Below are 23,044 nucleotides of genomic sequence, written 5' to 3' on the forward strand. Positions count from 1 at the left end.
AGTCCCATCGCCCATCGTCCCCTCTCCTGCGAAGCGGGGGAGGGACAGGGAGGGGGGGAGCCCCACGGCAGGACCCGAACCGAAGAACCCCCTCATGCCGCGCACCCGTCCAGCATCGTCGCCGTCAGCGCCCGTCCGGTATGCCCGGTGATGCGGGCGGTGACGATCTCGCCGGCGTCGCCGCCGTCGATCTCGGTCAGCGTGAACTGCTCGGTGCGGCCGAGGCCGGGCTTTTCGACCAGCACCTTGCGGGTGCGGCCGGCCTCGGACGCGAGGTGGCGGGCGAGGGCCGCGTCGCCGGCGGCGCGCAGGCGGGCGGCGCGGTCGCGGATCACCGCCTTCTCGACGGGCGGCATTTTTGCGGCCGGGGTGCCGGGGCGGGGAGAATAGGGGAAGACGTGCAGGTGGGTGAGGCCGCACTCGTCCACGATGGCGAGCGAGTTCTCGAACATCGCCTCGGTCTCGGTCGGGAAGCCGGCGATGAGGTCGGCGCCAAACACTGCGTCGGGGCGCAGGCGGCGGACGTCATGGGCAAAGCGGATGGTGTCGGCGCGCAGGTGCCGCCGCTTCATGCGCTTCAGGATCAGGTCGTCGCCGGATTGGAGCGAGAGGTGGAAGTGCGGCATCAGCCGCTCCTCCTCGGCGATCGCGGCGAACAGCTCCGGGTCGACCTCGATCGAATCGATCGAGGAGAGGCGCAGGCGCTTCAGCTCCGGCACATGGGCGAGCACCTGGCGCACCAGCCGGCCGAGCTTCGGCGCGCCGGGCAGGTCCTGGCCCCAGCTCGTGAGGTCGACGCCGGTGAGCACGACCTCGGCGTAGCCGTTCGCCACGATGCGCGCGACCTGCTCGACGACGGCGCCGGCCGGCACCGAGCGCGAATTGCCGCGACCATAGGGGATGATGCAGAAGGTGCAGCGGTGGTCGCAGCCGTTCTGGACCTGCACGAAGGCGCGAGTGCGGCCCTCCAGCCCCTCGATCAGGTGGCCGGCGGTCTCGGTCACGCTCATGATGTCGTTGACGCGCACCTTCTCGAAGCCGTCGAGGCCGAAGGCGTTGGCGCCGGGGGCGACCGACCGGTAGGCGGCCTCGCCGAGCTTCTCCTCGTTGCCGACGACGAGGTCGACCTCGTCCATGGCGGCGAACATCTCGGGGGCGGTCTGGGCGGCGCAGCCGGAGACGACGATGCGGGCCGACGGGTTGTCGCGCCGCGCCTTGCGGATCGCCTGCCGCGCCTGGCGGACGGCTTCGCCGGTGACCGCGCAGGTGTTGACCAGCACGGCATCGGTGAGGCCCGCCGCGGCGGCGCGGGCTTTCATGACTTCGGACTCCACCGTGTTGAGGCGGCAGCCGAAGGTGATGACGTCGATGGGCATCGGTTTGCTGGATCCTCGGGCCGCGGCGCGGCGCCGGCGTCGGCATTGGTCGCTATATGGCGGAAAACGGCGGCGATTGAAAGCCGCGGCGGCGCGGGGCCGTTGCCGCGCCGCCGCCCCTGCCGATGCGGCCCGCCGCGGCCGTCACATGTCGCGCAGCACCGGGGCCGCCTTGCGGCCGAGGATGCGCCAGGTGCCGGCGAGGCCGAAACCGACGGTGAGCACGAGCGCGACGAAGGCGGCGCCGATCGCGACGACGGGGTCGAACACCGCGTCGATGTTCATCAGCCCTTCGAGCACGCCGAAGGCGGCGATGCCGCCGGCGACGACGCCGAAGATCGCGGTGGCGAGGCCGAGCAGCAGATATTCCGCCGCATAGGCGCCGAGCACGCGGGCGCGGGTGGCGCCGAAGGTCTTGAGGATCACCGCGTCGTAGATGCGCTGGCGGTGGCCGGCGGCGAGCGCCCCGGCGAGCACCAGCACGCTGGAGACGAGGGCGATCGAGGCGGCGGCGCGGATCGCGAGTGCAAGGTCGGAGACGATGCCGTTGACGGCGTCGAGCACCTCCTTGACCCGCACCACGGTGACGGTCGGGAAGCTCTCGATCACCGCCTTCATCAGGCCGATCTCTGCCGCCTCGCCGGGCTCGTCGGCGAAGGTGGTGGTGGCGAGCACCGAGTGCGGCGCGCCGGCGAAGGTGTTGGGCGAGAACACCATGACGAAGTTGATCGCGAGCGATTCCCATTCGAGGCTGCGGGTGTTGGCGATCCGCGCTGTGATCTCGCGGCCGAGCACGTTGACGGTGACGAGGTCGCCGATCTCGAGGTCCAGCAGCTCGGCGAGCTCGTCCTCGAAGGAGACGAGCGGCTCCCCGGTGTAGTCGGCCGGCCACCAGCTGCCGGCCGCGAGGGTGGAGGCCTCGGGCAGCGCCGCCGAATAGGTGACGCCGCGCTCGCCTTCCAGCGCCCAGCGCGCGTCGGCGGGCGGGGTGATCTGGTCGGTCGGCACGCCCTTCAGCGCGGTGATCCGGCCGCGCAGCATCGGCACGCGCTCGATGGTGACGCCGGGGGCGACCTCGCGCACTCGCGCCTCGAAGGCATCGGCCTCGGACGACTGGATGTCGAGGAAGAAGAAGCTCGGCGCGACCTCGGGGATGGTGCCGGTGAGCTGGCGGCGCAGGTTGCCGTCGATCAGGGCGAGGGTGACCAGCAGCGCGAGGCCGAGGCCGAGCGACAGCACCACCGAGACGGTGAGCCCGCCGGGGCGGTGGATGTTGCGGATCGCGAGGCGGAGTTCCGCCGAGCGCACCGTCGGCGCGCGCCGGGCGAGCGCCATGATGCCGAGCGCGACGCCGTAGAGCAGCAGGAAGGCCCCCGCCGCCGCGCCGACGAAGACGACGGCGACGTAGCGGTCGTAGGCGAGCAGGATGGCGAGGCCGGCGAGGGTGGCGACCGACGCCACCGTCGCGGCGATGTAGATCAGCCGCGGCCGGTGGGTCTCCGGGGCGACGCGGTCGCGGAACAGCGCGCTCACCGGCACGTCGTGGGCGCGGCCGAGCGACCACAGCGCGAAGGCGAGCGCGGTGAGGATGCCGTAGAGCGCGGCGAGCACCAGTTCGACCGGGTAGATGCCGATCACGATCGGCAGGTTGAGCACGTTCGCCAGCGCGTCGCCGCCGAAGTAGGGCGCGAGCACGCCGACGGCGATGCCGATCACGACGCCGACGAGGGTGATCACGAGGATCTGGGCGAGGTAGACCGCGACGACGAAGCCGCCCGGCGCGCCGAGCGCCTTGAAGGCGGCGATGCTGTCGCGCTTGCGGTCGAGGAAGCTCTTCACCGCGTTGGTGACGCCGACGCCGCCGACGACGAGGGCGGTGAGGCCGACGAGGGTCAGGAACTGGGCGAAGCGGTCGATGTTGCGCTGCAGGCCGGGCGAGGCGTTGTCGCGGCTGCGCACGCGCCAGCTCGCCTCGGGAAAGGCGGCAACCACCGCGTCCGCCACCGCGGTGACCCGGTCCGACGTCACCGGCTCGGGCAGTTTCAGCCGCGTCTCGTAGCGGATGATGCTGCCGGGCTGGATCAGTCCGGTGGCGTCGAGCGCTTCGCGCGACAGCATCAGCCGCGGGCCGAAGTCGATGCCGCTGCCGACCTTGTCGGGCTCGGCGGCGATGGAATCGGCGATCCGCACCGTCGTGCGGCCGACCTCCAGCGTGTCGCCGACTTCGACGTCGAGGCGGGCGAGCAGCAGCGGATCGACCACGGCGCCGAAGGTGCCCGCCGCATCGGCGGCGAGGGCCGCGTCCAGTGGGCCGCCGGCGCCGAGCTGCATCGTGCCGGTGAGCGGGTAGGCGTCGTCGATCGCCTTGATTTCGACGAGGGTCTGGGTCGTCGGGCTGCGGGCCATGGCGCGCAGTTCGGCCAGTGTCGAGATCCGCCCGAGCCCGGCGAGGAAGGCGGCTTCCTCGGGGGTCGGCGCGGTCATCGAGCGGTTGAACGACAGGTCGCCGCCGAGAATGGTGCCGCCTTCGGCCTCCAGCCCGGCGGTGATCGCCCGGGTGATCGAGCCGACGCCGGCGATCGCCGCGACGCCGAGGGCGATGCAGGCGATGAAGATGCGAAAGCCGGCGAGGCCGCCGCGCAGTTCGCGCAGCGCAAAGCGCATCGCGGTGGAGAGCGGCGGCTTGCCGGCGACGGGGGCGAAGGCCGCCATGCTCAATGCTCCGCCGCGAGGGCGGTTTCGGCCGGAGTCGAAACGGGATCTGCCTCGCGGCGGACGTCGCCGACGACCTCGCCGGAGCGCATGGTGACGGTGCGGTCGCAGCGGGCGGCGAGCGCCCGGTCGTGGGTGACGAGAACGAGGGTCATGCCGCGCTTGGCGCGGGCCTCGAACATCAGCCGGACGATCTCGTTGCCGGTCTCGAAGTCGAGGTTGCCGGTCGGCTCGTCGGCGATCAGGATCGCGGGCTCGGGGGCGAGCGCCCGGGCGATCGCGACGCGCTGCTGCTCGCCGCCGGACATTTCCGCCGGATAGTGGTCGAGCCGGTGGCCGAGGCCGACGGCGGTGAGCTCGGCGCGGGCGCGGTCGAAGGCGTCGCGGCGGCCGGCGAGTTCCAGCGGCACGGCGACGTTCTCGAGCGCCGTCATCGTCGGCATCAGGTGGAACGACTGGAAGATGATGCCGACGTTGCGGCCGCGGAACCGCGCGAGGTCGTCCTCGCCGAGCGTGTCGAGGCGCTGGCCGGCGACGGTGACGGCGCCGCTGTCGGAGCGCTCCAGCCCGGCGGTGACCATCAGCAGCGTCGACTTGCCCGAGCCGGACGGACCGAGGATGCCGACGGTCTCGCCGGCCGGAACGGTGAGGCTGACACCCTTCAGGATATGGACCCGGGCGGCGCCCGATCCGAGGCTGAGGTCGACCTTTTCGAGCTCGATCACTGGTTTCGCCACGCCGTACCACCCTATATGCCTGCAAGAAGGGCTCGCCGCGCCACTGTGCAGTGCAGCGGGCCCTTGAGCCATATGGGACGGTGGGAGCCCCGGCGCCATTCACGGATTCGTGTCCGGAACGGCGGCCGGGCTCGGCGCCGATGCAAGCGGAGACGACGCGAATGACGATGCGCGACACGGCGCAAACCGGCCGCCCGACTTCCCGCCCGCGGCGGTCCACGCTGCGTGAGGCCGGGGTGGCGGTGGCCGGCTTCGTGATGGTGATGCTCGCCGGCGCCTGCGCCGCGACCGTGCGCGCCGATGCGGCCCCGGTGCGGATCGTCGCCTTCGGCGACAGCCTGACCGCAGGCTACGGCCTCAGCGGCGCGGAGGCGTTTCCGGCCCGGCTCGAGGCGGCGCTGCAGGCGAAGGGGCACGACGTCACCGTCGTCAACGCCGGGGTTTCCGGCGACACGTCCAGCGCCGGCCTCGCCCGGCTCGACTGGTCGATCGGCGCCGACGCCGACGCCGTCATCGTCGAGCTCGGCGCCAACGACGCGCTGCGCGGCGTCGACCCCGACGTGCCGCGCCGGGCGATCGACCAGATCCTCGGCCGGCTCAAGGAGCGCGGGCTCGAGGTGCTGCTCGCCGGCATGTACGCGCCGCCCAACCTCGGCGACGATTACGTCCGCCGCTTCAACGGGCTCTATCCGGAGCTCGCCGAAAAGCATGGCGCGCTGCTCTATCCCTTCTTCCTCGACGGCGTGGTCGGCAATGCCCGGCTGAACCTGCCCGACGGCATCCACCCGACCGCCGCCGGCGTCGACATCATCGTCGAGCGCATCCTGCCGTCGGTCGAGCAACTGGTGGCGCGGGTCGCGGCGAAGCGCTGAGCCGGCGCGCCGGCGCAGGGGAGGGGTGCGGTCCGCGGCGCAGATGCGGGGTTTTCGGCGCGGGCGTGATGGCGTAGACAGCGATCATTCGTGATCGCACGATAATTTCTCCCGCCGTTCCCGCCCGCCCGATTCCCGGAGCCCTGCCATGGACCTGCGCCGCCTCGGCCGCACCGATATACGCGTCAGCTCGATCTGCCTCGGCACGATGACCTTCGGCGAGCAGAACACCGAGGCCGAGGGCCACACCCAGCTCGACCTCGCCGCCGACCGCGGCGTCAATTTCCTCGACGCCGCCGAGCTCTACCCGGTGCCGCCGAAGCCCGACACGCAGGGGCGCACCGAGGAGATCGTCGGCTCCTGGCTGAAGGCGCGCGGCAACCGCGACAAGATGATCGTCGCGACCAAGGTGGTCGGCCGCACCGCGATGACCTGGTTCCGCGACGACGGCTCGCCCGGCCGGCTCGACCGGCGGCAGATCGAGGAAGCGGTCGAGAAATCGTTGCGCCGGCTCGGCACCGACTACATCGACCTCTACCAGCTGCACTGGCCCGACCGCGAGGTCGCCTCCTTCGGCAGCAACGCCGCGCGCTTCGTGCCGCTGGCGCCCGCGCCGGACGAGACCTCGATCGAGGAGACGCTCGCCGTCCTCGCCGACCTCGTCACCGCCGGCAAGATCCGCCACATCGGCCTCTCCAACGAGACCGCCTGGGGCACGATGCGCTTCGTTTCGGCGGCGGAACGCGGCGTCGGCCCGCGCGTGGTCTCGATCCAGAACGCCTACAACCTCGTCAACCGCAGCTTCGAGGTCGGCCTCGCCGAGGTGGCGATGCGCGAACAGGTCGGCCTGCTCGCCTATTCGCCGCTGGCGCAGGGCTACCTCACCGGCAAGTACGAGAACGGCGCGCTGCCGGCGGGCAGCCGCAAGCAGCTGTTCAACCGGCTGCAGCGTTACGAGAAGCCCGGCGCCGCCGCGGCCTTCACCACCTACATCAAGATCGCGCGCGACTTCGGGCTCGATCCGGCGCTGTTCGCCAACGCCTATGTCACCAGCCGGCCGTTCGTGACGTCGAACATCATCGGCGCGACCTCGATCGCGCAACTCGAGGTGGCGCTGGCGTCGGCGGAGGTGGTGGTGACGGCGGAGATGGAGGCGGCGGTGGATGCGGCGCACCAGCTGATCGGCAATCCCTGCACGTGAGGGGTTTTGTTGGGATCTTTTTCAAAGTGCGGGCTGAGTTCGCGGCAGCGCCGCTGACCCCTCCCGACCCCGCTCCGCGGGGCCACCCTCCCCACAAGGGGGAGGGATGTCAGACCCGCGGGCGCTGAGAGAGTGGCAGACGCTGCCAAGTCAGCGGCCTCGATGTCAGAACTCATCCTCGCAGCGGAACCATCCCTCCCCCTCGTGGGGAGGGTGGCCCCGCGGAGCGGGGTCGGGAGGGGTCAGCGGCGGTGCAGCAGTTCACCGCCCTCGCCGCAAATCAGACCTAGGACCCCGCCGTCTCCAGCGGCCGTGCCGCCTTCTCCACCTCCGGCAGCAGCTTCTCCGTCACGTCCTCGGGCGTCAGCGGGCCGATGAACTTGAAGCGGATCAGGCCGTCGGCGTCGACGACGAAGGTCTCGGGCACGCCGTAGACGCCCCAGTCGATGCCGGCGCGGCCGGTGCGGTCGGAGCCGACGGCGGCGTAGGGGTTGCCGAGGTCGCCGAGGAAGCGGGCGGCGTTGCCGGGGTCGTCCTTGTAGTTGAGGCCGACGAGGCGGAAGCGCGGGTCATCCGCCATCTCCATCAGCACCGGGTGCTCATCGCGGCACGGTACGCACCACGACGCCCAGACGTTGACGAGGGTGACGCCGCCGCCGACGAGATCGGCGCGGGCGAGCGCCGGCGTCGGCTGCCCCTCGCGGGCAAGGCCCGGCACCGGCGGCAGGGCGAAGTCGGGCGTGGGGCGGCCGATCAGCGCCGAAGGCAGCGTCTGCGGGTCGCCGGCGTAGAGCTGGACGTAGAACAGGCCGGCGAGGCCGAGGAAGAGGGCGAGCGGCAGGAAGGCGAGCACGCGGCGGCGGCGGATCTCGCTTGCCGTGCGCACCGGCGGGGTCGGCTGGGTCACGGGCGCGGCTCCGGGGCGGCGGTTGCGGTTGCGGCGGCGGCCTCGCCGCGGGCGGCGGCGGAGCGGCGGCGGACGCCGCGGGCCTCGAGCTCGGCGAGGCGGGCGCGCTGGGCGCGGTGGTCGGCGCGCACCCAGAGGATCAGTCCGGCGATCACCGCCAAGGTGATCGCGTAGGACGCGAGGATGAAGCCGGCGTGCGGCCCGAGCAGCCCGGTCATGACGCGGTGCCCGCGGCGGCGGCGAGGCCGAGGCTGCGGATGCGCCGGCGCAGGATCTCGTTGCGCATGGCGTAGAGGTGCAGCGTCGTCAGCAGGCTGGTGAAGGCGAGCGCCATCACCAGCAGCGGCCACAGCATGCTCGGATCGATGGTCGGCCCGTCGAGGCGCATCACGCTCGCCGGCTGGTGCAGCGTGTTCCACCAGTCGACCGAGAACTTGATGATCGGCAGGTTGACCGTGCCGACGAGGATCAGGATCGCGGCGAGCCGGGCGGCGCGGGTCGGGTCCTCGATGGTGCGCCAGAGCGCGATCAGCCCGAGATACATGATGAAGAGCACCAGCACCGAGGTGAGGCGCGCGTCCCAGATCCACCAGGTGCCCCACATCGGCTTGCCCCAGAGCGAGCCGGTGACGAGGGCGAGGAAGGTGAAGGCGGCCCCGAGCGGGGCTGCGGCTTTCGCCGAAACGTCGGCGAGCGGATGGCGCCAGACGAGGGTGCCGAGCGCCGAGACGGCCATCAGCGCGTAGGTGAACATCGCGAGCCAGGCGGCGGGGACATGGATGAACATGATCCGCACGGTTTCGCCCTGCTGGTAGTCCGGCGGGGCGAGCACGAGGCTGCCGTAGAGGCCGACCGCGAACAGCGCGAGGGTGAGCCCGACCAGCCACGGGCCGAGCCTCTCGACGAGGCCGAGAAAGCGGGTCGGGTTGGCGAGGGCGGTCAGGCGCTGGAACATGAGCCCGTATGTAGCCCTGCCCCCGGCGCAAGGCAATGAGACCGGACGTCCCGGTCTGCGCGCGCTGCCGCTCAGTCGAGCCCGCTGCGCAGGGCGGCGGCGGCGGCGATCGGGGCGAGCACCAGGGTCGCGAGCGTCAGGGCGCAGAGCAGCAGGAACGGGGTCGCGAACGGCGCCGGATCGAGCGCCGGGGCGCCGGCCGCCGAGACGCCGAAGATCAGCACTGGCACCGCAAACGGCAGCACCAGCACCGCGAGCAGCAGGCCGCCGCGGCGGAGACTCACCGTCAGCCCGGCGCCGATCGCGCCGATGAAGGTCAGCGCCGGGGTGCCGACGGCGAGCGTCAGCATGGTGGCGCCGATCACCAGCGGCTCCATGGCGAGGAACAGCGCGAAGAACGGCGTCGCCAGCACCAGCGGCAGGCCGGTCGCCGTCCAGTGCGCGAGGCATTTCACCAGCACGACGAGTTCGAGCGGCTGGCCGCTGCCGACGATGATGTCGAGGGCGCCGTCGTCGCGGTCGGCCTCGAACAGGCGGTCGAGGCCGAGCAGCGTCGCGAGCAGCGCCGCGATCCACAGCACCGCCGGGCCGAGCCGGGCGAGCAGGTTCATGTCCGGGCCGACGGCGAAGGGAAACACCGTCACCACGATCAGGAAGAACAGCACGCCCATGAAGCCGCCGCCGCCGATGCGCACGGCAAGGCGCAACTCGCGGCGGTAGAGCGCGGCAAGCGGAGCCAGCAGCGGGGCCGCGCGCTCCGTGGGGGCGTCGCTCATGCGAAGGCCTCGCGCGCCACGGCCGCCGGCCGCAGCACCAGCGAGCGGCCGGGAAGATTGATCGGCAGGTGTGTCGCGGCCATGATCAGTCCGCCGGCCGCGGCGTGGGCCGCCATCAGCGCGACGAGGCGGGCTTCCGAGGCGGCGTCGAGGGCGGAGGTCGGCTCGTCGAGCAGCCAGAGCGGCCGCTGCACCACCAGCAGCCGGGCGACGGCGAGGCGGCGGCGCTGGCCGGCGGAGAGCAGCCCGGCCGGCAGGTCGGCGAGCGCGTCGAGGTCGACGGCGGCGAGCGCCTCGTCGAGCTCGAGGGCCGGATGCCCCGCCCCGGCGCCGACAGGCGGCGGCGCCAGGAAATCACGCCAGAAGGCGAGGTTTTCCGAAACGGTGAGCGCGGTTTTCAGCGCGTCGCGGTGGCCGAGGTAGTGGCAGGCCTCGGCGACTTCGGCCCCCGTCACCGCGCCGCCTCCGGCGGTGAGGCGAATCTCGCCCGATTCCAGCGTGCCGAGCCCGGCGACGAGCCGGAGCAGCGTCGACTTGCCGACGCCGTTCGGCCCCGTGACGAACAGCACGTTGTCGGCGGCCGTGTCCCCGCCGACGGCGAAGCTCGCGCCATCGAGCACCCGCCGCCCGCCGCGGTCGCAGACGAGTTCGGTCGCGAGAAGCCGGGGCGTGATCGGGGCGGTCGAGGGGTCGGCGCTGGTCGGGATGTCGGACATGGCACCGTGGTAGCAACTGCGCCGCAAGGGGTCGAGGCTCTTGATCGCCGCGGATCTGGCCGTAGCAAGGCGCGGGGATAATAGAGAGCGATTACAGAAGCTTCGACAATTCGCGGATGGACCGCGCCGTCGCCCGGCAGGCGAAGATCGGCGGCGTACCCGGAGAAAAGGGAGGAGTGGCGGAGAGGGAGGGATTTGAACCCCCGATGCCCTTGCGAGCATGCCGCATTTCGAGTGCGGTGCAATCGACCACTCTGCCACCTCTCCGCAAAAGAAGGGCCAGACGAACGGGTCGTGAGCGGCGCGGACCATACACAGCGGAGTCCGGCACGGCAAGGGCCGGGGCCGCGAAATTCGGGCACCGGGTTTCGTCGCCGCGGCGAGAGAGTTTCGCGGCTGGCTTGCAAAGCGGTGCGTTGACGCGGGGTTGGACAGCATGTAGAAGACCGCCATCGAGCGAAATGGCGGAAATCCGCCTTCGTAACGCAGCCCGAGGCCATGATGGCGCGGGCGCCGCAGCCGGGCAACGTCCCGGCCGACGCGCCCATCCGCGCCATCGACCCCATGCTTTCCCTCGAAAGCGTTGGAGTCCTCGAAGTCCGCTGCCGTCTCATGGGACGGTCCGCGGCGCCGCAGGGCGCGGTCGAGCGGGAGAACCGGCGGATGCGTCCGCCGTCTCCCGGTCCAACAAGGTGCCGAAAGCGCCGCATAAAAAGGAATACGAGAATGTTCGCAGTCATCAAGACCGGCGGCAAGCAGTACAAGGTCGCCGCCAACGACGTGCTCTCGATCGAGAAGCTCGACGCCGAAGCCGGTGCCGCCATCACGTTCGGGGAAGTTCTCCTCATCGGTGGCGAGGCCGGCACCACGCTCGGCGCGCCGCTGGTCGCGGGTGCCACCGTCACCGCCGAGGTCGTCGGCCAGGTACGCAACAAGAAGGTGATCTCCTTCAAGAAGCGCCGCCGGCAGAACTCGAAGCGCAAGATCGGCCACCGCCAGCACCAGACGGTGGTGAAGATCACCGGCATCAGCGCCGGCGCCTGAGCGATCCGATTTCGGGGACCGGCAGCGCCGGTCCGAGTGCGACAAGCGGCCGTGAACGGTGTGTGGACCAGGGGTCCCGCCGGATCGGCCCAACAGATTCGATAGGAGAATTACGATGGCCCACAAGAAAGCGGGTGGCTCCTCGCGCAACGGTCGCGATACGGCTGGCCGACGTCTCGGCGTGAAGAAGTTCGGCGGCGAAGCGGTCGTACCGGGCAACATCATCCTGCGTCAACGCGGCACGCAGTGGCATCCGGGCAAGAACGTCGGCATCGGCCGCGATCACACCATCTTTGCCCTCATCAATGGCAACGTGTCGTTCGATTCCAAGACCAACGGCAAAGTGTTCGTCTCCGTCCTCCCGACGGCCGCCACGATGGAAGCTGCAGAGTAGCGCCGAATGGTCCAACCGACCCTCCGGCGTCCCACGGACCCGGAGGATCGCGCAAGGTCGTGAATTCCGAGGGGAGGTGGGCCGCCACCTCCCCTCGATTCGTTTTTGCGACCGGAGACCCAAGGCATGACCGGAGATCTCGAAAGACCCGGGGAAAGTCCGTCGGCGCTGCGCGGCGTCCACGGCGAGAAGGGCGCGGCCGGCCCGGGGCGGCCGCCGTCGCGGCCGGTGCTCGAAACCCGCCGCCTGCTGATCCGCCCGCCCGTCGCGACCGACGCGGCCGCGCTGGCGCTGATCGCCGACAATCCGCGCATCGCGCAGAACCTGACGCGCATGCCGCATCCCTACGGCGTCGCCGATGCGGAAGCCTTCATCGCCGAGGACTGCCCGGCCGACGGCCTCAAGCACCTGATCCTCCGCAAGCGCGGCGACGACGCGCCCGAACTCGTCGGCGCGCTGGCGCTCGACCATCGCCGCGGCCCGATCCCGGAGCTCGGCTACTGGATCGCCGAGCCGTGCTGGAACCGCGGCTATGCGACGGAGGCGGCGCATGCGGCGATCGATTTCGCCTTCCTCGTCCACCGCCACCCGCGCGTCAACGTCACCTGCCGCGTCACCAACGGCGCGTCGCGCCGGGTGATCGAGAAGTGCGGCTTCCAGCACACCGGGCAGGACCTCTCGCCGTCGAGCTTCTTCAAGGCGGTGGTGGCGATCGACCGCTTCTCGCTCGACCGGCGCGCCTGGGAGAGCCTCAGGCGCTGGGGCGGGGTCGAGGTGCGCGACGATCCGGAGCGGGCCGAGCCGGCGCCCGGCAATCGCGGGCGGCGCGACGTCGTGCTGGACGGGGCATGAGCGTGGCAAAGCCGGGCGCAATTTCCGGGGCCGTGCCGGGCGTGGCGCTCGCCACGGCACGGCTTTGGCTCGATCCGCCGCAGCGGAGCGACGCGCCGGCGCTCGCCGAAGCGCTCGCGGATCTCGGCGTTGCGCGCTGGCTGTCGCGCGTGCCGCATCCCTACAGCCTCGCCGACGCCTATGCCTTCATCGACGGCTGCGCCTTCGCGGCGATGCTGGGCGAGGCGCACACCTTCGCGGTGCGGCTCGTGGCGGACGGCGGCGCGCGGCCGCTCGTCGGCATGGTCGGGCTGCAGGGCCTGCCGGCCGACCCGGAACTCGGCTACTGGATCGCGCCCGCCCACTGGGGCCGGGGCCTCGCCAGCGAGGCGGCCGCCGCCGTGGTGGCGTTCGGGTTCGAGACCCTGGGGGTTGCGGCGATCCGCAGCGGCGTGTTCGAGGGCAACGCCGCCTCGCTCGCCGTGCAGGCGAAGCTCGGCTTTGCCGTCACCGGGCGCTCGCGCGTCTTCTGCCTCGCCCGCGGCTGCGATCTCGACCACATCGATACGCGGCTCGCCCGTCCCGCCGGCTGAGCCGTCAGGCCGCGGCGGCGACCAGTGTTCCCAGCACCGCGTCGAAGGCGGCGACCAGCCGTTCGCAGTCCGCGATGCTGGCGGCCGGCGAGACGAGCATCATGTTGTGGAACGGCGTCAGCAGGAAACCGCGGTTGAGCAGGGCGAGATGCAGCGCCGCCTCGATGGCGTGCGAGGCGGCGGCGCGGGCGTCGGCGGCGTCGACCAGCGGCGCGGCGCGTAGCACGAGTTCCAGCCGGGCGCCGACGCGGGCAACGTGCCAGGGCAGGGCGTGGCGGCGGAGCGCCGCGGCAAGGCCCGCCTCGATCACGTCGGCGCCGGCGTTCATCGCGGCATAGGCTTCGGCCGTCATCACCTCGGTGAGGCAAGCCTCGAGGCAGGCGAGTTGCAGCGTGCTGCCCGACAGCGTGGTGCCGATGCCCGAATGGCCGCCCGGAACGACGGCGCGCACCGCGGCGAGCCGCTCGGCCACCGCCGCACTCAATCCCCAGACGCTCGCCGGAATGCCGCCGGCGATCGCCTTGCCGACGACGAAGAGGTCGGGCTCCAGCCCGTGCAGGGCGGTGTAGCCGCCGAGGCCGGAGGAGATCGTGTGGGTCTCGTCGATGAGCAGCAGCGTGCCGGCGTCGCGTGTGAGGCGGCGCAGCGCGGCGTGGAAGCCGGGCTGCGGCGCGATCATGCTGCAGTTGGTCATCACCGGCTCGGCGAGGACGCAGGCGATATCGCCGCCGGCCAGCGCCATGGCCAGCGCCGCCTCGTCGTTGAACGGCACCACGGTGGTGGTGGTGGCGAGGTCGACGACCTGGCCGAGCAGGCTCGCCCGCGTCAGCGTCGCGCCGTCCGGCGCCCGGTCGACCAGCGTGTCGTCGACCGCGCCGTGGTAGCAGCCCTCGAAGACGAGGATCTTCGGCCGGCCGGTGACGGCGCGGGCGACGCGGATCGCGAAGCGGTTGGCGTCGGAGGCCGTGGTCGCCACCTGCCAGTGCGGCAGGCCGAAGCGCTGGCTGAGCAGCCGCCCGACCCGGGCCGCGGCGGGGGAGGGCAGCATGGTGGTGAAGCCGGCCGTGGCACTGCGGGCGAGCGCGGCGACGACGGGCGCCGGGGCGTGGCCGAACATCGCGCCGGTGTCGCCGAGGCAGAAGTCGGTGAGGACATGGCCGTCGATGTCCTCGAGGCGGGCGCCCTCTGCTGCGGCGAGCACCAGCGGGAACGGCATCGGCCAGTCGCGCATCCAGTGCAGCGGCACGCCGTCGAGGAATCCCGGGCCGGTGGCCGCGCCGCAATCGCGGCCGACCGGCCGGACCGCCGCATAGGACGCCGCCTCCTCTGCGAACATCGCCGTGGCCGCCCGCTCCAGCGCCGCCCGGTCCAGCGCCTCGCCGCCGTTCATCCCCGTCTCCCGTTCCAGTTCATTCGATTCAGTCTTCATAAAGCAAGCTGGGGCGAAATGGTCGAGCGCCGTCGTTCCGCCCCGTGCCGCTTTTTCGCGGGTCGGGAACGCCGCGTCGCCGCCGGCGTTCTCGGCCTGCGACGGGTCGATGGCATTTGTGCATCAGGTGCGTACCGCCTCGTTCCGGCGGGTGAATTTGAGGTTTGGAAATGGTTCGACCTACCTTAAGTTCGTCCCCCGGGGCCGACGGAAGAGACAACGTGGCGTATTTCGATCGAAACGCAGCCGGTGAGGCGGCATCGGTCTTCGGCAGCGGCCGTGGGCGAACGAGCCGGTTCATGCGGGGCGCGGCCGTCGGGGCGATGGTGCTGGCGGGCGTCGGCGCGGCCTCGCCGGCGACGGCGTTCGAGATCTTCGGCTGGCGGCCGTTCGGCGGCGAGGAGCCGGCCGAGGAGGTGTCGCCCGACGCCCAGCCCTATGCCATCGCGATCGATGTGCGCGGCGTCGACGACGATCTCGCCGGCACGATCCGCGGCGCCTCGCTGCTCTGGCAAGAGCGCGAGCAGCGCCCGCCGCCCTCGACCGCCGCCTTGCTGTCGCGCGTGCGCGCCGAGTATGCCCGCGTCGTCGCCGGCCTCTATGCCGAGGGCTTCTACGGCGGCAGCGTCGAGATCACCGTCGACGGGCGCGATCCCGCGACGATCCTGCCCGACGCCGACTTGCCGAGCCCGGTGCAGGTCGCGATGACCATCGAGACCGGGCCGCGCTTTGCGTTCGGCCGGGTCGAGCTCAGCGGCCGTGCGCCGGCGACCGGCTATCCGCCCGACCAGGTCCGGCCGTCGCCGGAAGGCCTCGGCCTCGTGCCCGGCGGCACCGCGCGCTCCGGCATCGTGCTGCAGTCGGAGCGGGTGCTGATCGACGAATGGCGCGAGCAGGGCTATCCGAAGGCGGCGATCGGCCAGCGCGAGGCGGTGGCCGAACATCCGAGCCGCACCCTCGACGTCGCCGTCGCCGTCGACTCCGGCCCTGCCGCCGTCTACGGCCCGATCGAGGTGACCGGCACCGAGCACATGGACCCCGAGTTCGTCGCCTGGCAGAGCGGGCTGCAGCCGGGGGCGCAGTTCGACCCGGACGACCTCGACCGTGCCCGCCGGCAGCTGCAGCGGCTGCAGGTGTTCAATGCGACCCGCATCGTCGAGGGCGACATGGTTGCGCCCGACGGCTCGCTGCCGATGACGCTCAACGTCGTCGAGCGGCCGCGCCGGGTGATCGGCGGCGGCGTCTCCTATTCGACGATCGACGGCGCCGGTGTCGAGGGCTACTGGGAGCACCGCAACCTGTTCGGCCGGGCCGAGCGGCTGCGGCTCGAGGCGCGCGTCGCCGGCATCGACGGCGTCGACCCGGAGGACTTCACCTATTCGGCCGGGGCGACCTTCACCAAGCCCGGCGTGATCACGCCGCTGACCGACCTCGTCGCCGCGCTCGAGGCGCGCCGCGAGGTGCTCGACAGCTACACCGAAGACACGATCACCGCCCGCGTCGGCCTTGCGCACGAGTTCTTCGAGGGGCTGACCGGCACCGCGGGGGTCCAGTTTTCCTATGCCTCCACCGACGACGCGCTCGGCACCCGCGACCTCCTGATGGCGAGCCTGCCGCTCGGCCTCGTCTACGACGGCCGCGACAACGAGCTCGCGCCGCGCTCGGGCTGGCGCGGCGAGGTCAAGCTCGAACCGTTCCACGAGATCGAGTTCGGCAACACCGGCCTCATCGCCGAGGCGAGCGCCGCGACCTATCTCGCGCTCGGCGACAGCCTGGTGATCGCGGGCCGCGTCGGCGCCGGCTCGATCGTCGGTGCGCCGGCGGACGAACTGCCGGCGAGCCGGCTGTTCCTGCTCGGCGGCAGCACCTCGATCCGCGGCTACGGCTATCGCAACGTCGGCCCGCGCGATGCGAACGGCGACGTCTTCGGGGGCCTGTCCTACGTGCAGGGCACGCTGGAGGTCAGGGCCAAGGTCACCGAGTCGATCAGCGTCGTGCCGTTCGTCGACATCGGCTCGGCGTTCGATTCGAGCTTCCCGGACTTTTCCGAAGACATGAAGATCGGCGCCGGCATCGGCGTGCGCTACGCGACCGGCATCGGGGCGATCCGCGCGGACATCGCGATGCCGCTCGATCCCGGCCCGGACGACCCGTCGTTCGCGATCTACATCGGCCTCGGGGAGACCTTCTGATGCGCCGTCCGCTGCTCGGCGCCCATCGCGCCCTCGCCCTCGCCACGGCGCTCGACCGCATCGCGATCGCGGTGTTTTCCGCGGCGATGCTGCTCGCCGCCGCCTGGTTCTTCGGCTCGGCCTACGCCCAGGAGGACGAGAGCGCCGAGCGCGGCGCCTTCATCGGCTTCGTCGAGAACCAGATCTCCTCGCCCAACATGCGGATCCGCCTCGGGCGGATCGACGGCGCGCTGTCGTCCGACGTGCGCATCGCCTCGATCACGGTCGCCGACCGGGAGGGCATCTACCTCACGATCAACGGCGCCCGTCTCGTCTGGAGCCGCCTCGCGCTCTTGCGCGGCCGGCTCGACGTCGACCTGCTCGAAGCCGAATCGATCGACTTCACCCGGCCGCCGGTGCCGGCCGAGGGCATCGACCCGGCGGCGCCCGCGCCCTTCGCGGTGCCCGAGTTGCCGGTCTCGATCGAGATCGACGCGCTGCGCGTGCCGGTCGTCAACCTCGGCGCGGCCGTCGTCGGCGGCACGGCGGCGACGCTCGCCATCGACGGTGCCGTCAGCCTCGACGGCGGCGCGCTCGACGCCCGGCTCGCGATCGACCGCACCGACGGCGTCGGCGGCCGGCTGGCGCTCGCCGCGACCTACGCCAACGACACCGAACAGCTCGGGCTCGACCTCGACTTCAACGAGCCGCAGGGTGGCCTGCTCTCGACGGCGCTCAACATCGAGGGCCGGCCCGCGATGCAGTTCACCATCAAGGGTGACGGGCCGCTCAACGATTTTGCCGCCGACATCATGCTCGCCGCCGACGGCCGGCGCCTGCTCGGCGGCCAGACGACGATCAACGCCGCAGGCGAGGACGGCCTGCGCCTGCGCACCGACCTCACGGGCACGCTGGCGCCGCTGGTGCCGGCCGCCTATGCCGACTTCGTCGCGGGCGAATCGACGCTGGCGATCGACGCGACCCGCTCGGGCGACGGCACCATCCGGCTCGACCGCGCCAACGTCGTCTCCGGCGTCGTCGCGCTCGACATCGACGGCGCCCTCGCCGCGGACGGCTTCCCGACGGCGATCAATATCGACGGCCGGGTCGGCTCCGCCACCGGCGCGGCGGTCAACCTGCCCGGGTCCGAGCGTTCGAAGCTCGACCGCGCGAGCTTCATCGTCGCCTTCGGCTCCGGCGACACCTGGCGCGCCGAGATCGACATCGACGGCCTCGCCACCGAAGACCTCGACATCGACAGCGCGGTGATCCGCGCCGGCGGCAACGCGCGCAATCTCGCCGATCCGGCGACCCGCAGCCTCGACTTCGACCTCACCGGCCGCATCGCGGGCCTCGCCTCCGACGATCCGGGCCTCGCCCAGGCGCTCGGCGCGCAGTTCGATCTCGCGACGCGCGGCACCTGGACCGCGGGCCAGCCGGTCGAGATCGCGCTGGTCGACTTCAAGAACCCGAATGCCGCCGCCGGCTTCTCCGGCACCTGGGGCGACGAGGGCATCCGGGGCGATTTCCGCCTCAACGCCGCCGATGTCGCCGCCTTCGCCGGGCTCGCGGGCCAGGAGCTCGCCGGGGCGGTCGGCCTCACCGCCTCGGGCCAGGTATTCCCGGTCGGCGGCCGCTTCGCGCTGCGCCTCGACGGCTGGACCGGAAACCTCTCGATCGGCAACGAAACCGTCGACCCGCTGCTCGCCGGACGCACCACGCTCGGCGGCGTGCTGTCGCGCTCGGAGTTCGGCCTGCACTTCACCGACCTGACGGTGGCCAACGAGCAGCTGCGCGCCCGGCTCGAAGGCACCTTCGGCAGCGAGAACTCGCAGCTCGACGTCGACGCCAGCCTCACCGACGTCGGCCTCGTCACCGACCGCGCCAGCGGTGCGGTGGTACTCGACGCCCGCCTCACCGGCTCCAACGCCGCGCCGGTGATCGCCGCCGCGATCAGCTCGGACGAACTGGTGCTCAACGGCCGGCCGCTGCGCAACGCGCGGATCGGCTTCGACGGCACCGCCGGCGCCGAGCGCGTCGACGGCCGCGTCAGCATGGCGGGCGACCTCGACGGCGTGCCGCTCGACGCCGCGGCGGTGATCGCCACCGACGACGACGGCACGCGGCGCATCTCCGACCTGGTGCTCAACGCCGGCGCGACGCGCCTTGCCGGCGCCGTGGCGATGAGCCCGGCCGGGCTGTTCGACGGCCGGCTGACCGCGAACTCGCCCGACATCTCGGTGATCGCGCCGCTGCTGCTGATCGACGCCGCCGGCGCGATCGACGCCGACATCGCGCTCGCCAACGCCGAAGGCAAGCAGGGCGCCGACGTCACCGCCAGCGTGCGGGGCATCCGGGTCGAGACGATCTCGGTCGACGAGGCGGACATCGACCTTGCCGCTGCCGATCTCTTCGGCGTGCCGGCGCTGTCCGGCCGGCTCGGCGCCAGCGGCATCGGCGCGGGGGCCGTGCGGATCGACCGGCTCGACCTCGGTGCGAACCGCACCGGCGACGACACCGACTTCACCCTGACGGCCGATCTCGAACAGGGCCGCCTCGCCGCGGACGGGCGGCTCGCCACCGCCGACGGCGGCTATGACGTCACGCTGTCGGCGCTCAGCCTGACGCGGGCACCCGACCTTGCCGCACGCCTGTCGAACCCCGTCACGGTGGCGGTGCGCGGCAGCGAGGTGACCATTCCGACCGCCGAGCTCACCGTCGGTGGCGCCGGCGGCAGCGGCCGGGTGCGCCTCGGCGGCCGGGTCGGCGAAACGATCGCGCTCGACGGCGTCATCGAGGCGCTGCCGCTGGCGCTCGGCAACGCGTTTGCCCCCGACCTCCGCCTCGGCGGCACACTGTCGGGCACGCTGTCGGCGACCGGCACCAGCGCCGACCCGAGCGCCCGCTTTGCGCTGCAGGCGAGCCGCGTCTCGGCCGCGCCGCTGAGCCAGGCCGGCATCAATGCCCTCGACGTGACGCTGAGCAGCACGCACGCCGGCGGCGTCACCACCATCGATGCGGCGACCGACGTCGGCGGCGGCCGCGTGACGCTCGCCGGCAGCATCGGCGGCGGGCCGGGCGGCGACCGCCTCGGCCTCGACGCGGCGGTGCGGGCGCTGCCCGTGTCGCTGGCGAACGCCTTCGTGCCCGATCTCGGCGCCGCCGGCACGCTCGGCGGCACGGCGCGGATCGCCGGCACCATCGCCGCGCCCGACGTCACCTTCGACATCCGCGGCGAGGGCCTTTCCGCCAACGTGCTGCGCGACAACGGCGTCGCGGCGCTCGGGCTCACCGCCAACGGCCGCTTCCAGAACGACACCGTCACCCTCGAGGCGGCGGCGACGGGCAGTGGCGGGCTGGCGATCCGCGCGAGTGGCACCGTGCCACTCAGCGGCGGCGGCCTCGGCCTCGACGTCACCGGCAGCCTGCCACTGGAGGCGGCGAACAACGTGCTCGCCACCCGCGGCGCCCGCCTCGCCGGCACCGTCGCCGTCGACGCGCGCGTCACCGGCTCGCTCGCATCGCCGCAGGTGAACGGCCGCGCCACCGCCTCGGGCGCGAGCTTCATCGACCCCGACACCAACACCCGCATCGGCGACATCGCGATCGCGGTCGCTTTCACCGGCGAGCGCGCGGTGATCGAGCGCTTCTCCGCGGTGACCCAGGGCGGCGGCACGGTCTCGGTGTCGGGCTCGGTGGGCTTTGCCGATCCGACGCTGCCCGCCGACCTCGCCATTGCGCTGCGCAATGCCCGCGCCTCGGACGGCAACATCGTCACCGCCCAGCTCACCGGCGACCTCACCGTCACCGGGCCGCTGCTCGGGCGCTCGACGGTCGCCGGCCGGATCACCATCGACCGGGCGGAAATCACCATCCCCGAAAGCTTCCCGACCAGCGCCGCGCTGCTCGACGTGCGCCACGTGCTGCCGCCGCCGAACGTGCAGCGGACGCTGGAGCGGGCGCGGCTGACGGCCGAAACCCGCGAGCGCGCCAGCGCCGGCGGCATTTCGCCGGTGCTCGACGTGCGGATCGACGCGCCGGCGCGCATCTTCGTGCGCGGCCGCGGCGTCGATGCCGAACTCGGCGGCAGCATCACGCTGCGCGGCGTTCTCACCAACGTGGTGCCGATCGGCAGCTTCGAGCTGATCCGCGGCCGGCTCGACATCATCGGCCAGCGCGTCACCTTCGACAGCGGCAGCGTCACTCTCGCCGGCGATCTCGACCCTTATGTGCAGCTCTCCGCCAGCACGCGCGGCAACAACATCACCGTCACGGTGACGGTGGAGGGCCGGGTCTCCGACCTGTCGATCCGGCTGTCCTCGACGCCGGAGCTGCCGCAGGACGAGATCCTGGCGCAGTTCCTGTTCGGCCGCAGCATCGACGACCTGTCGCCGTTCCAGATCGCGCGCCTCGCGGCCGCGGTGGCGCAGCTCGCCGGCGGCGGTGGCGGCGACATCATCGGCTCGATCCGCAGCGCCACCGGCCTCGACGACCTCGACATCGTCACGGAAGACGACGGCGGGGTCGGCGTGCAGGCCGGCCGCTACATCGCCGACAACGTCTACCTCGGCGTCACGGCGGGAACCTCGGGCGCCCGCGTCTCCGTCGACCTCGACATCTCGAACGACGTCAAGGCACGCGTCGAGGCGGGCGGTTCGGGCGAGGCGAAGGCCGGCATCTACTACGAGCGGGAATACTGAGAAGGGGGCCGGCCTCGGCCCCCCGGCCGCATCCCTGCCCTGCGCCGGCGCCATGCCCGCGCCGGCATGTCCCTTGCTAAGAAACACCGGTCACAGACACGAAACTTCGCCCGCTCCTCCGGCCCGGAGGCGCGGGCCGTCGCCGTTTGCCGGGGTATGAGGATGATCCGACGTCACGTCGCAGGAGGCCGCAGCTGGGTCTTCGCCGATCTGAAAGAGCTGATGGCGAAGGCGACGCCGCTGCGCTCGGGCGACCTGCTCGCCGGCATCGCCGCAGGATCGGCGGAAGAGAGCGTCGCGGCGCGGATGTGCCTCGCCGAGGTGCCGCTGAAGGCGTTCCTCACCGAAGTGCTGATCCCTTACGAGACCGACGAGGTGACGCGGCTGATCATCGACAGCCACGACGAGCGGGCGTTTTCCTCGATCGCCCACCTCACGGTTGGTGATTTCCGCGACTTCCTGCTCTCGGATGCGGCAACGCCCGAGCGGCTCGTGGCGATCGCCCGCGGCGTGACGCCGGAGATGGCGGCGGCGGTGTCCAAGCTCATGCGCAACCAGGACCTGATCCTCGTCGCGCGCAAGTGCCGCGTCGTCACCCGCTTCCGCAACACGATCGGCCTTGCCGGCACCATGGCGGTGCGGCTGCAGCCGAACCACCCGACCGACGATCCGCTCGGCATTGCCGCCTCGACGGTGGACGGCCTGCTCTACGGCTGCGGCGACGCGGTGATCGGCCTCAATCCGGCGACCGACAGCGTGCCCGGCCTCACCCGCCTCGTGCACCTGCTCGACGAGGTGATCCAGCGCTTCGAGATCCCGACGCAGTCCTGCATCCTCACCCACGTCACCACCTCGATCGAGATGGTGGAGCGCGGCGCGCCGGTCGATCTCGTGTTCCAGTCGATCGCCGGCACGGAGAAGGCGAACGCCTCGTTCGGCATCGATCTCGCCGTGCTCGGAGAGGCGCAGGACGCCGCCCGCTCGCTGGGGCGGGGCACCGTCGGCGACAACGTGATGTACTTCGAGACCGGGCAGGGCTCGGCGCTGTCGGCCGACGCGCATTTCGGCGTCGACCAGCAGACGCTGGAGGCGCGCGCCTATGCGGTGGCGCGGAAGTTCGAGCCGCTGCTGGTCAACACGGTGGTGGGGTTCATCGGGCCCGAATATCTCTACGACGGCAAGCAGATCATCCGCGCCGGCCTCGAAGACCACTTTTGCGGCAAGCTGCTCGGCCTGCCGATCGGCTGCGACATCTGCTACACCAACCACGCCGAAGCCGACCAGGACGACATGGATACGCTGCTGACGCTGCTCGGCACCGCGGGCGTCACCTTCATCATCGGCGTCCCCGGCGCCGACGACGTGATGCTGAACTACCAGTCGACCTCGTTCCACGACCAGCTCTACGTGCGCGAGGCGCTCGGCCTGAAACGGGCGCCGGAGTTCGAAGCCTGGCTGCAGCGGATGGAGATCACCGACGTGGCGGGCCGGCTGAAGCCGCAGACGGCGCGGTCGTCGCTGCTGTCGCTCACCCGGGGGATGGCGGCATGAGCGCGGGTCCGGTGCGCCCGGCCGAGGACGACGGCCGGCCGGTGACCTCCCCAGCCGGTGAAGACCGGCCAGCCTGTGT

The 23,044-nt window shown here is 72.0% G+C and carries 18 protein-coding genes and 1 tRNA gene; 9 read left to right on the forward strand and 10 right to left on the reverse strand.

Going from position 1 to position 23,044, the window contains the following annotated elements; genetic code table 11:
- Window positions 1-92 precede the first annotated feature (92 nt).
- From mtaB to I5731_RS08315, 3 genes are all read right to left on the reverse strand, one after another.
- Entirely contained in the window at window positions 93-1,376 is a 1,284-nt protein-coding gene (gene mtaB, locus I5731_RS08305) for a tRNA (N(6)-L-threonylcarbamoyladenosine(37)-C(2))-methylthiotransferase MtaB (protein WP_197310894.1), read from the reverse strand.
- A 144-nt stretch (window positions 1,377-1,520) separates the two neighbouring features.
- Window positions 1,521-4,088 carry an ABC transporter permease gene (locus I5731_RS08310; RefSeq protein ID WP_197310895.1) on the reverse strand — a complete coding sequence of 856 codons (2,568 nt, stop codon included), beginning with the start codon at window positions 4,086-4,088 and terminating at the stop codon, window positions 1,521-1,523.
- Window positions 4,089-4,090: 2 nt separating this feature from the next.
- Window positions 4,091-4,825: an ABC transporter ATP-binding protein gene (locus tag I5731_RS08315; protein ID WP_197310896.1), complete on the reverse strand. Its 735-nt coding sequence runs from the start codon at window positions 4,823-4,825 to the stop codon at window positions 4,091-4,093.
- 257 nt (window positions 4,826-5,082) lie between these two features.
- Between I5731_RS08315 and I5731_RS08320 the strand changes: the two genes are divergently transcribed.
- Together I5731_RS08320 and I5731_RS08325 are read left to right on the forward strand one after the other, a co-directional pair.
- The gene (locus I5731_RS08320; protein WP_197311169.1) at window positions 5,083-5,697 is read left to right on the forward strand and encodes an arylesterase; all 615 of its coding nucleotides are present in this window, start codon (window positions 5,083-5,085) and stop codon (window positions 5,695-5,697) included.
- A gap of 148 nt (window positions 5,698-5,845) precedes the next feature.
- Entirely contained in the window at window positions 5,846-6,898 is a 1,053-nt protein-coding gene (locus I5731_RS08325; protein WP_197310897.1) for an aldo/keto reductase, read from the forward strand.
- Window positions 6,899-7,184: 286 nt separating this feature from the next.
- Here I5731_RS08325 and I5731_RS08330 read toward each other — a convergent pair whose 3' ends face one another.
- From I5731_RS08330 to I5731_RS08355, 6 genes are all read right to left on the reverse strand, one after another.
- A complete protein-coding gene (locus I5731_RS08330) occupies window positions 7,185-7,805 on the reverse strand; it encodes a DsbE family thiol:disulfide interchange protein (protein ID WP_328838428.1) in 621 nt (206 codons plus the stop codon).
- On the reverse strand, window positions 7,802-8,023 hold the full coding sequence (gene ccmD, locus I5731_RS08335; protein WP_197310898.1) for a heme exporter protein CcmD: 222 nt from the start codon (window positions 8,021-8,023) through the stop codon (window positions 7,802-7,804). Before ccmD ends, I5731_RS08330 begins: the two co-directional genes overlap by 4 nt.
- A complete protein-coding gene (locus I5731_RS08340) occupies window positions 8,020-8,760 on the reverse strand; it encodes a heme ABC transporter permease (protein WP_197310899.1) in 741 nt (246 codons plus the stop codon). Before I5731_RS08340 ends, ccmD begins: the two co-directional genes overlap by 4 nt.
- Before the next feature lie 71 nt (window positions 8,761-8,831).
- Entirely contained in the window at window positions 8,832-9,536 is a 705-nt protein-coding gene (gene ccmB, locus I5731_RS08345; protein ID WP_197310900.1) for a heme exporter protein CcmB, read from the reverse strand.
- Window positions 9,533-10,252: a heme ABC exporter ATP-binding protein CcmA gene (ccmA, locus tag I5731_RS08350; protein WP_197310901.1), complete on the reverse strand. Its 720-nt coding sequence runs from the start codon at window positions 10,250-10,252 to the stop codon at window positions 9,533-9,535. Before ccmA ends, ccmB begins: the two co-directional genes overlap by 4 nt.
- A 177-nt stretch (window positions 10,253-10,429) precedes the next feature.
- Window positions 10,430-10,519: transfer RNA gene (locus tag I5731_RS08355), tRNA-Ser, on the reverse strand.
- A gap of 459 nt (window positions 10,520-10,978) precedes the next feature.
- On the opposite strand from I5731_RS08355, the gene rplU reads away from it, so the two are divergent.
- The 4 genes from rplU to I5731_RS08375 all read left to right on the forward strand — a co-directional run bounded on the left by rplU (window position 10,979) and on the right by I5731_RS08375 (window position 13,114).
- Complete coding sequence (gene rplU / locus I5731_RS08360; protein WP_197310902.1) at window positions 10,979-11,296, forward strand: 50S ribosomal protein L21; 318 nt, start codon at window positions 10,979-10,981, stop codon at window positions 11,294-11,296.
- A gap of 115 nt (window positions 11,297-11,411) precedes the next feature.
- Window positions 11,412-11,690 carry a 50S ribosomal protein L27 gene (rpmA, locus tag I5731_RS08365; RefSeq protein ID WP_197310903.1) on the forward strand — a complete coding sequence of 93 codons (279 nt, stop codon included), beginning with the start codon at window positions 11,412-11,414 and terminating at the stop codon, window positions 11,688-11,690.
- 126 nt (window positions 11,691-11,816) lie between these two features.
- Window positions 11,817-12,542 (forward strand): GNAT family N-acetyltransferase, encoded by a 726-nt coding sequence (locus I5731_RS08370; protein ID WP_197310904.1) that lies wholly within the window; start codon window positions 11,817-11,819, stop codon window positions 12,540-12,542.
- Window positions 12,539-13,114 (forward strand): GNAT family N-acetyltransferase, encoded by a 576-nt coding sequence (locus I5731_RS08375; RefSeq protein WP_197310905.1) that lies wholly within the window; start codon window positions 12,539-12,541, stop codon window positions 13,112-13,114. Before I5731_RS08370 ends, I5731_RS08375 begins: the two co-directional genes overlap by 4 nt.
- 4 nt (window positions 13,115-13,118) lie before the next feature.
- Here I5731_RS08375 and I5731_RS08380 read toward each other — a convergent pair whose 3' ends face one another.
- Complete coding sequence (locus tag I5731_RS08380; RefSeq protein ID WP_197310906.1) at window positions 13,119-14,504, reverse strand: transaminase; 1,386 nt, start codon at window positions 14,502-14,504, stop codon at window positions 13,119-13,121.
- Window positions 14,505-14,842: 338 nt separating this feature from the next.
- Between I5731_RS08380 and I5731_RS08385 the strand changes: the two genes are divergently transcribed.
- The 3 genes from I5731_RS08385 to I5731_RS08395 all read left to right on the forward strand — a co-directional run bounded on the left by I5731_RS08385 (window position 14,843) and on the right by I5731_RS08395 (window position 22,965).
- The gene (locus I5731_RS08385) at window positions 14,843-16,735 is read left to right on the forward strand and encodes an autotransporter assembly complex protein TamA (protein WP_197310907.1); all 1,893 of its coding nucleotides are present in this window, start codon (window positions 14,843-14,845) and stop codon (window positions 16,733-16,735) included.
- On the forward strand, window positions 16,735-21,414 hold the full coding sequence (locus I5731_RS08390; protein ID WP_197310908.1) for a translocation/assembly module TamB domain-containing protein: 4,680 nt from the start codon (window positions 16,735-16,737) through the stop codon (window positions 21,412-21,414). Before I5731_RS08385 ends, I5731_RS08390 begins: the two co-directional genes overlap by 1 nt.
- 162 nt (window positions 21,415-21,576) lie before the next feature.
- Window positions 21,577-22,965 carry an ethanolamine ammonia-lyase subunit EutB gene (locus tag I5731_RS08395; protein ID WP_197310909.1) on the forward strand — a complete coding sequence of 463 codons (1,389 nt, stop codon included), beginning with the start codon at window positions 21,577-21,579 and terminating at the stop codon, window positions 22,963-22,965.
- Window positions 22,966-23,044 lie beyond the last annotated feature (79 nt).

It is taken from the genome of Methylobrevis albus, assembly GCF_015904235.1.
In the GTDB taxonomy this organism is placed as follows: domain Bacteria; phylum Pseudomonadota; class Alphaproteobacteria; order Rhizobiales; family Pleomorphomonadaceae; genus Methylobrevis_A; species Methylobrevis_A albus.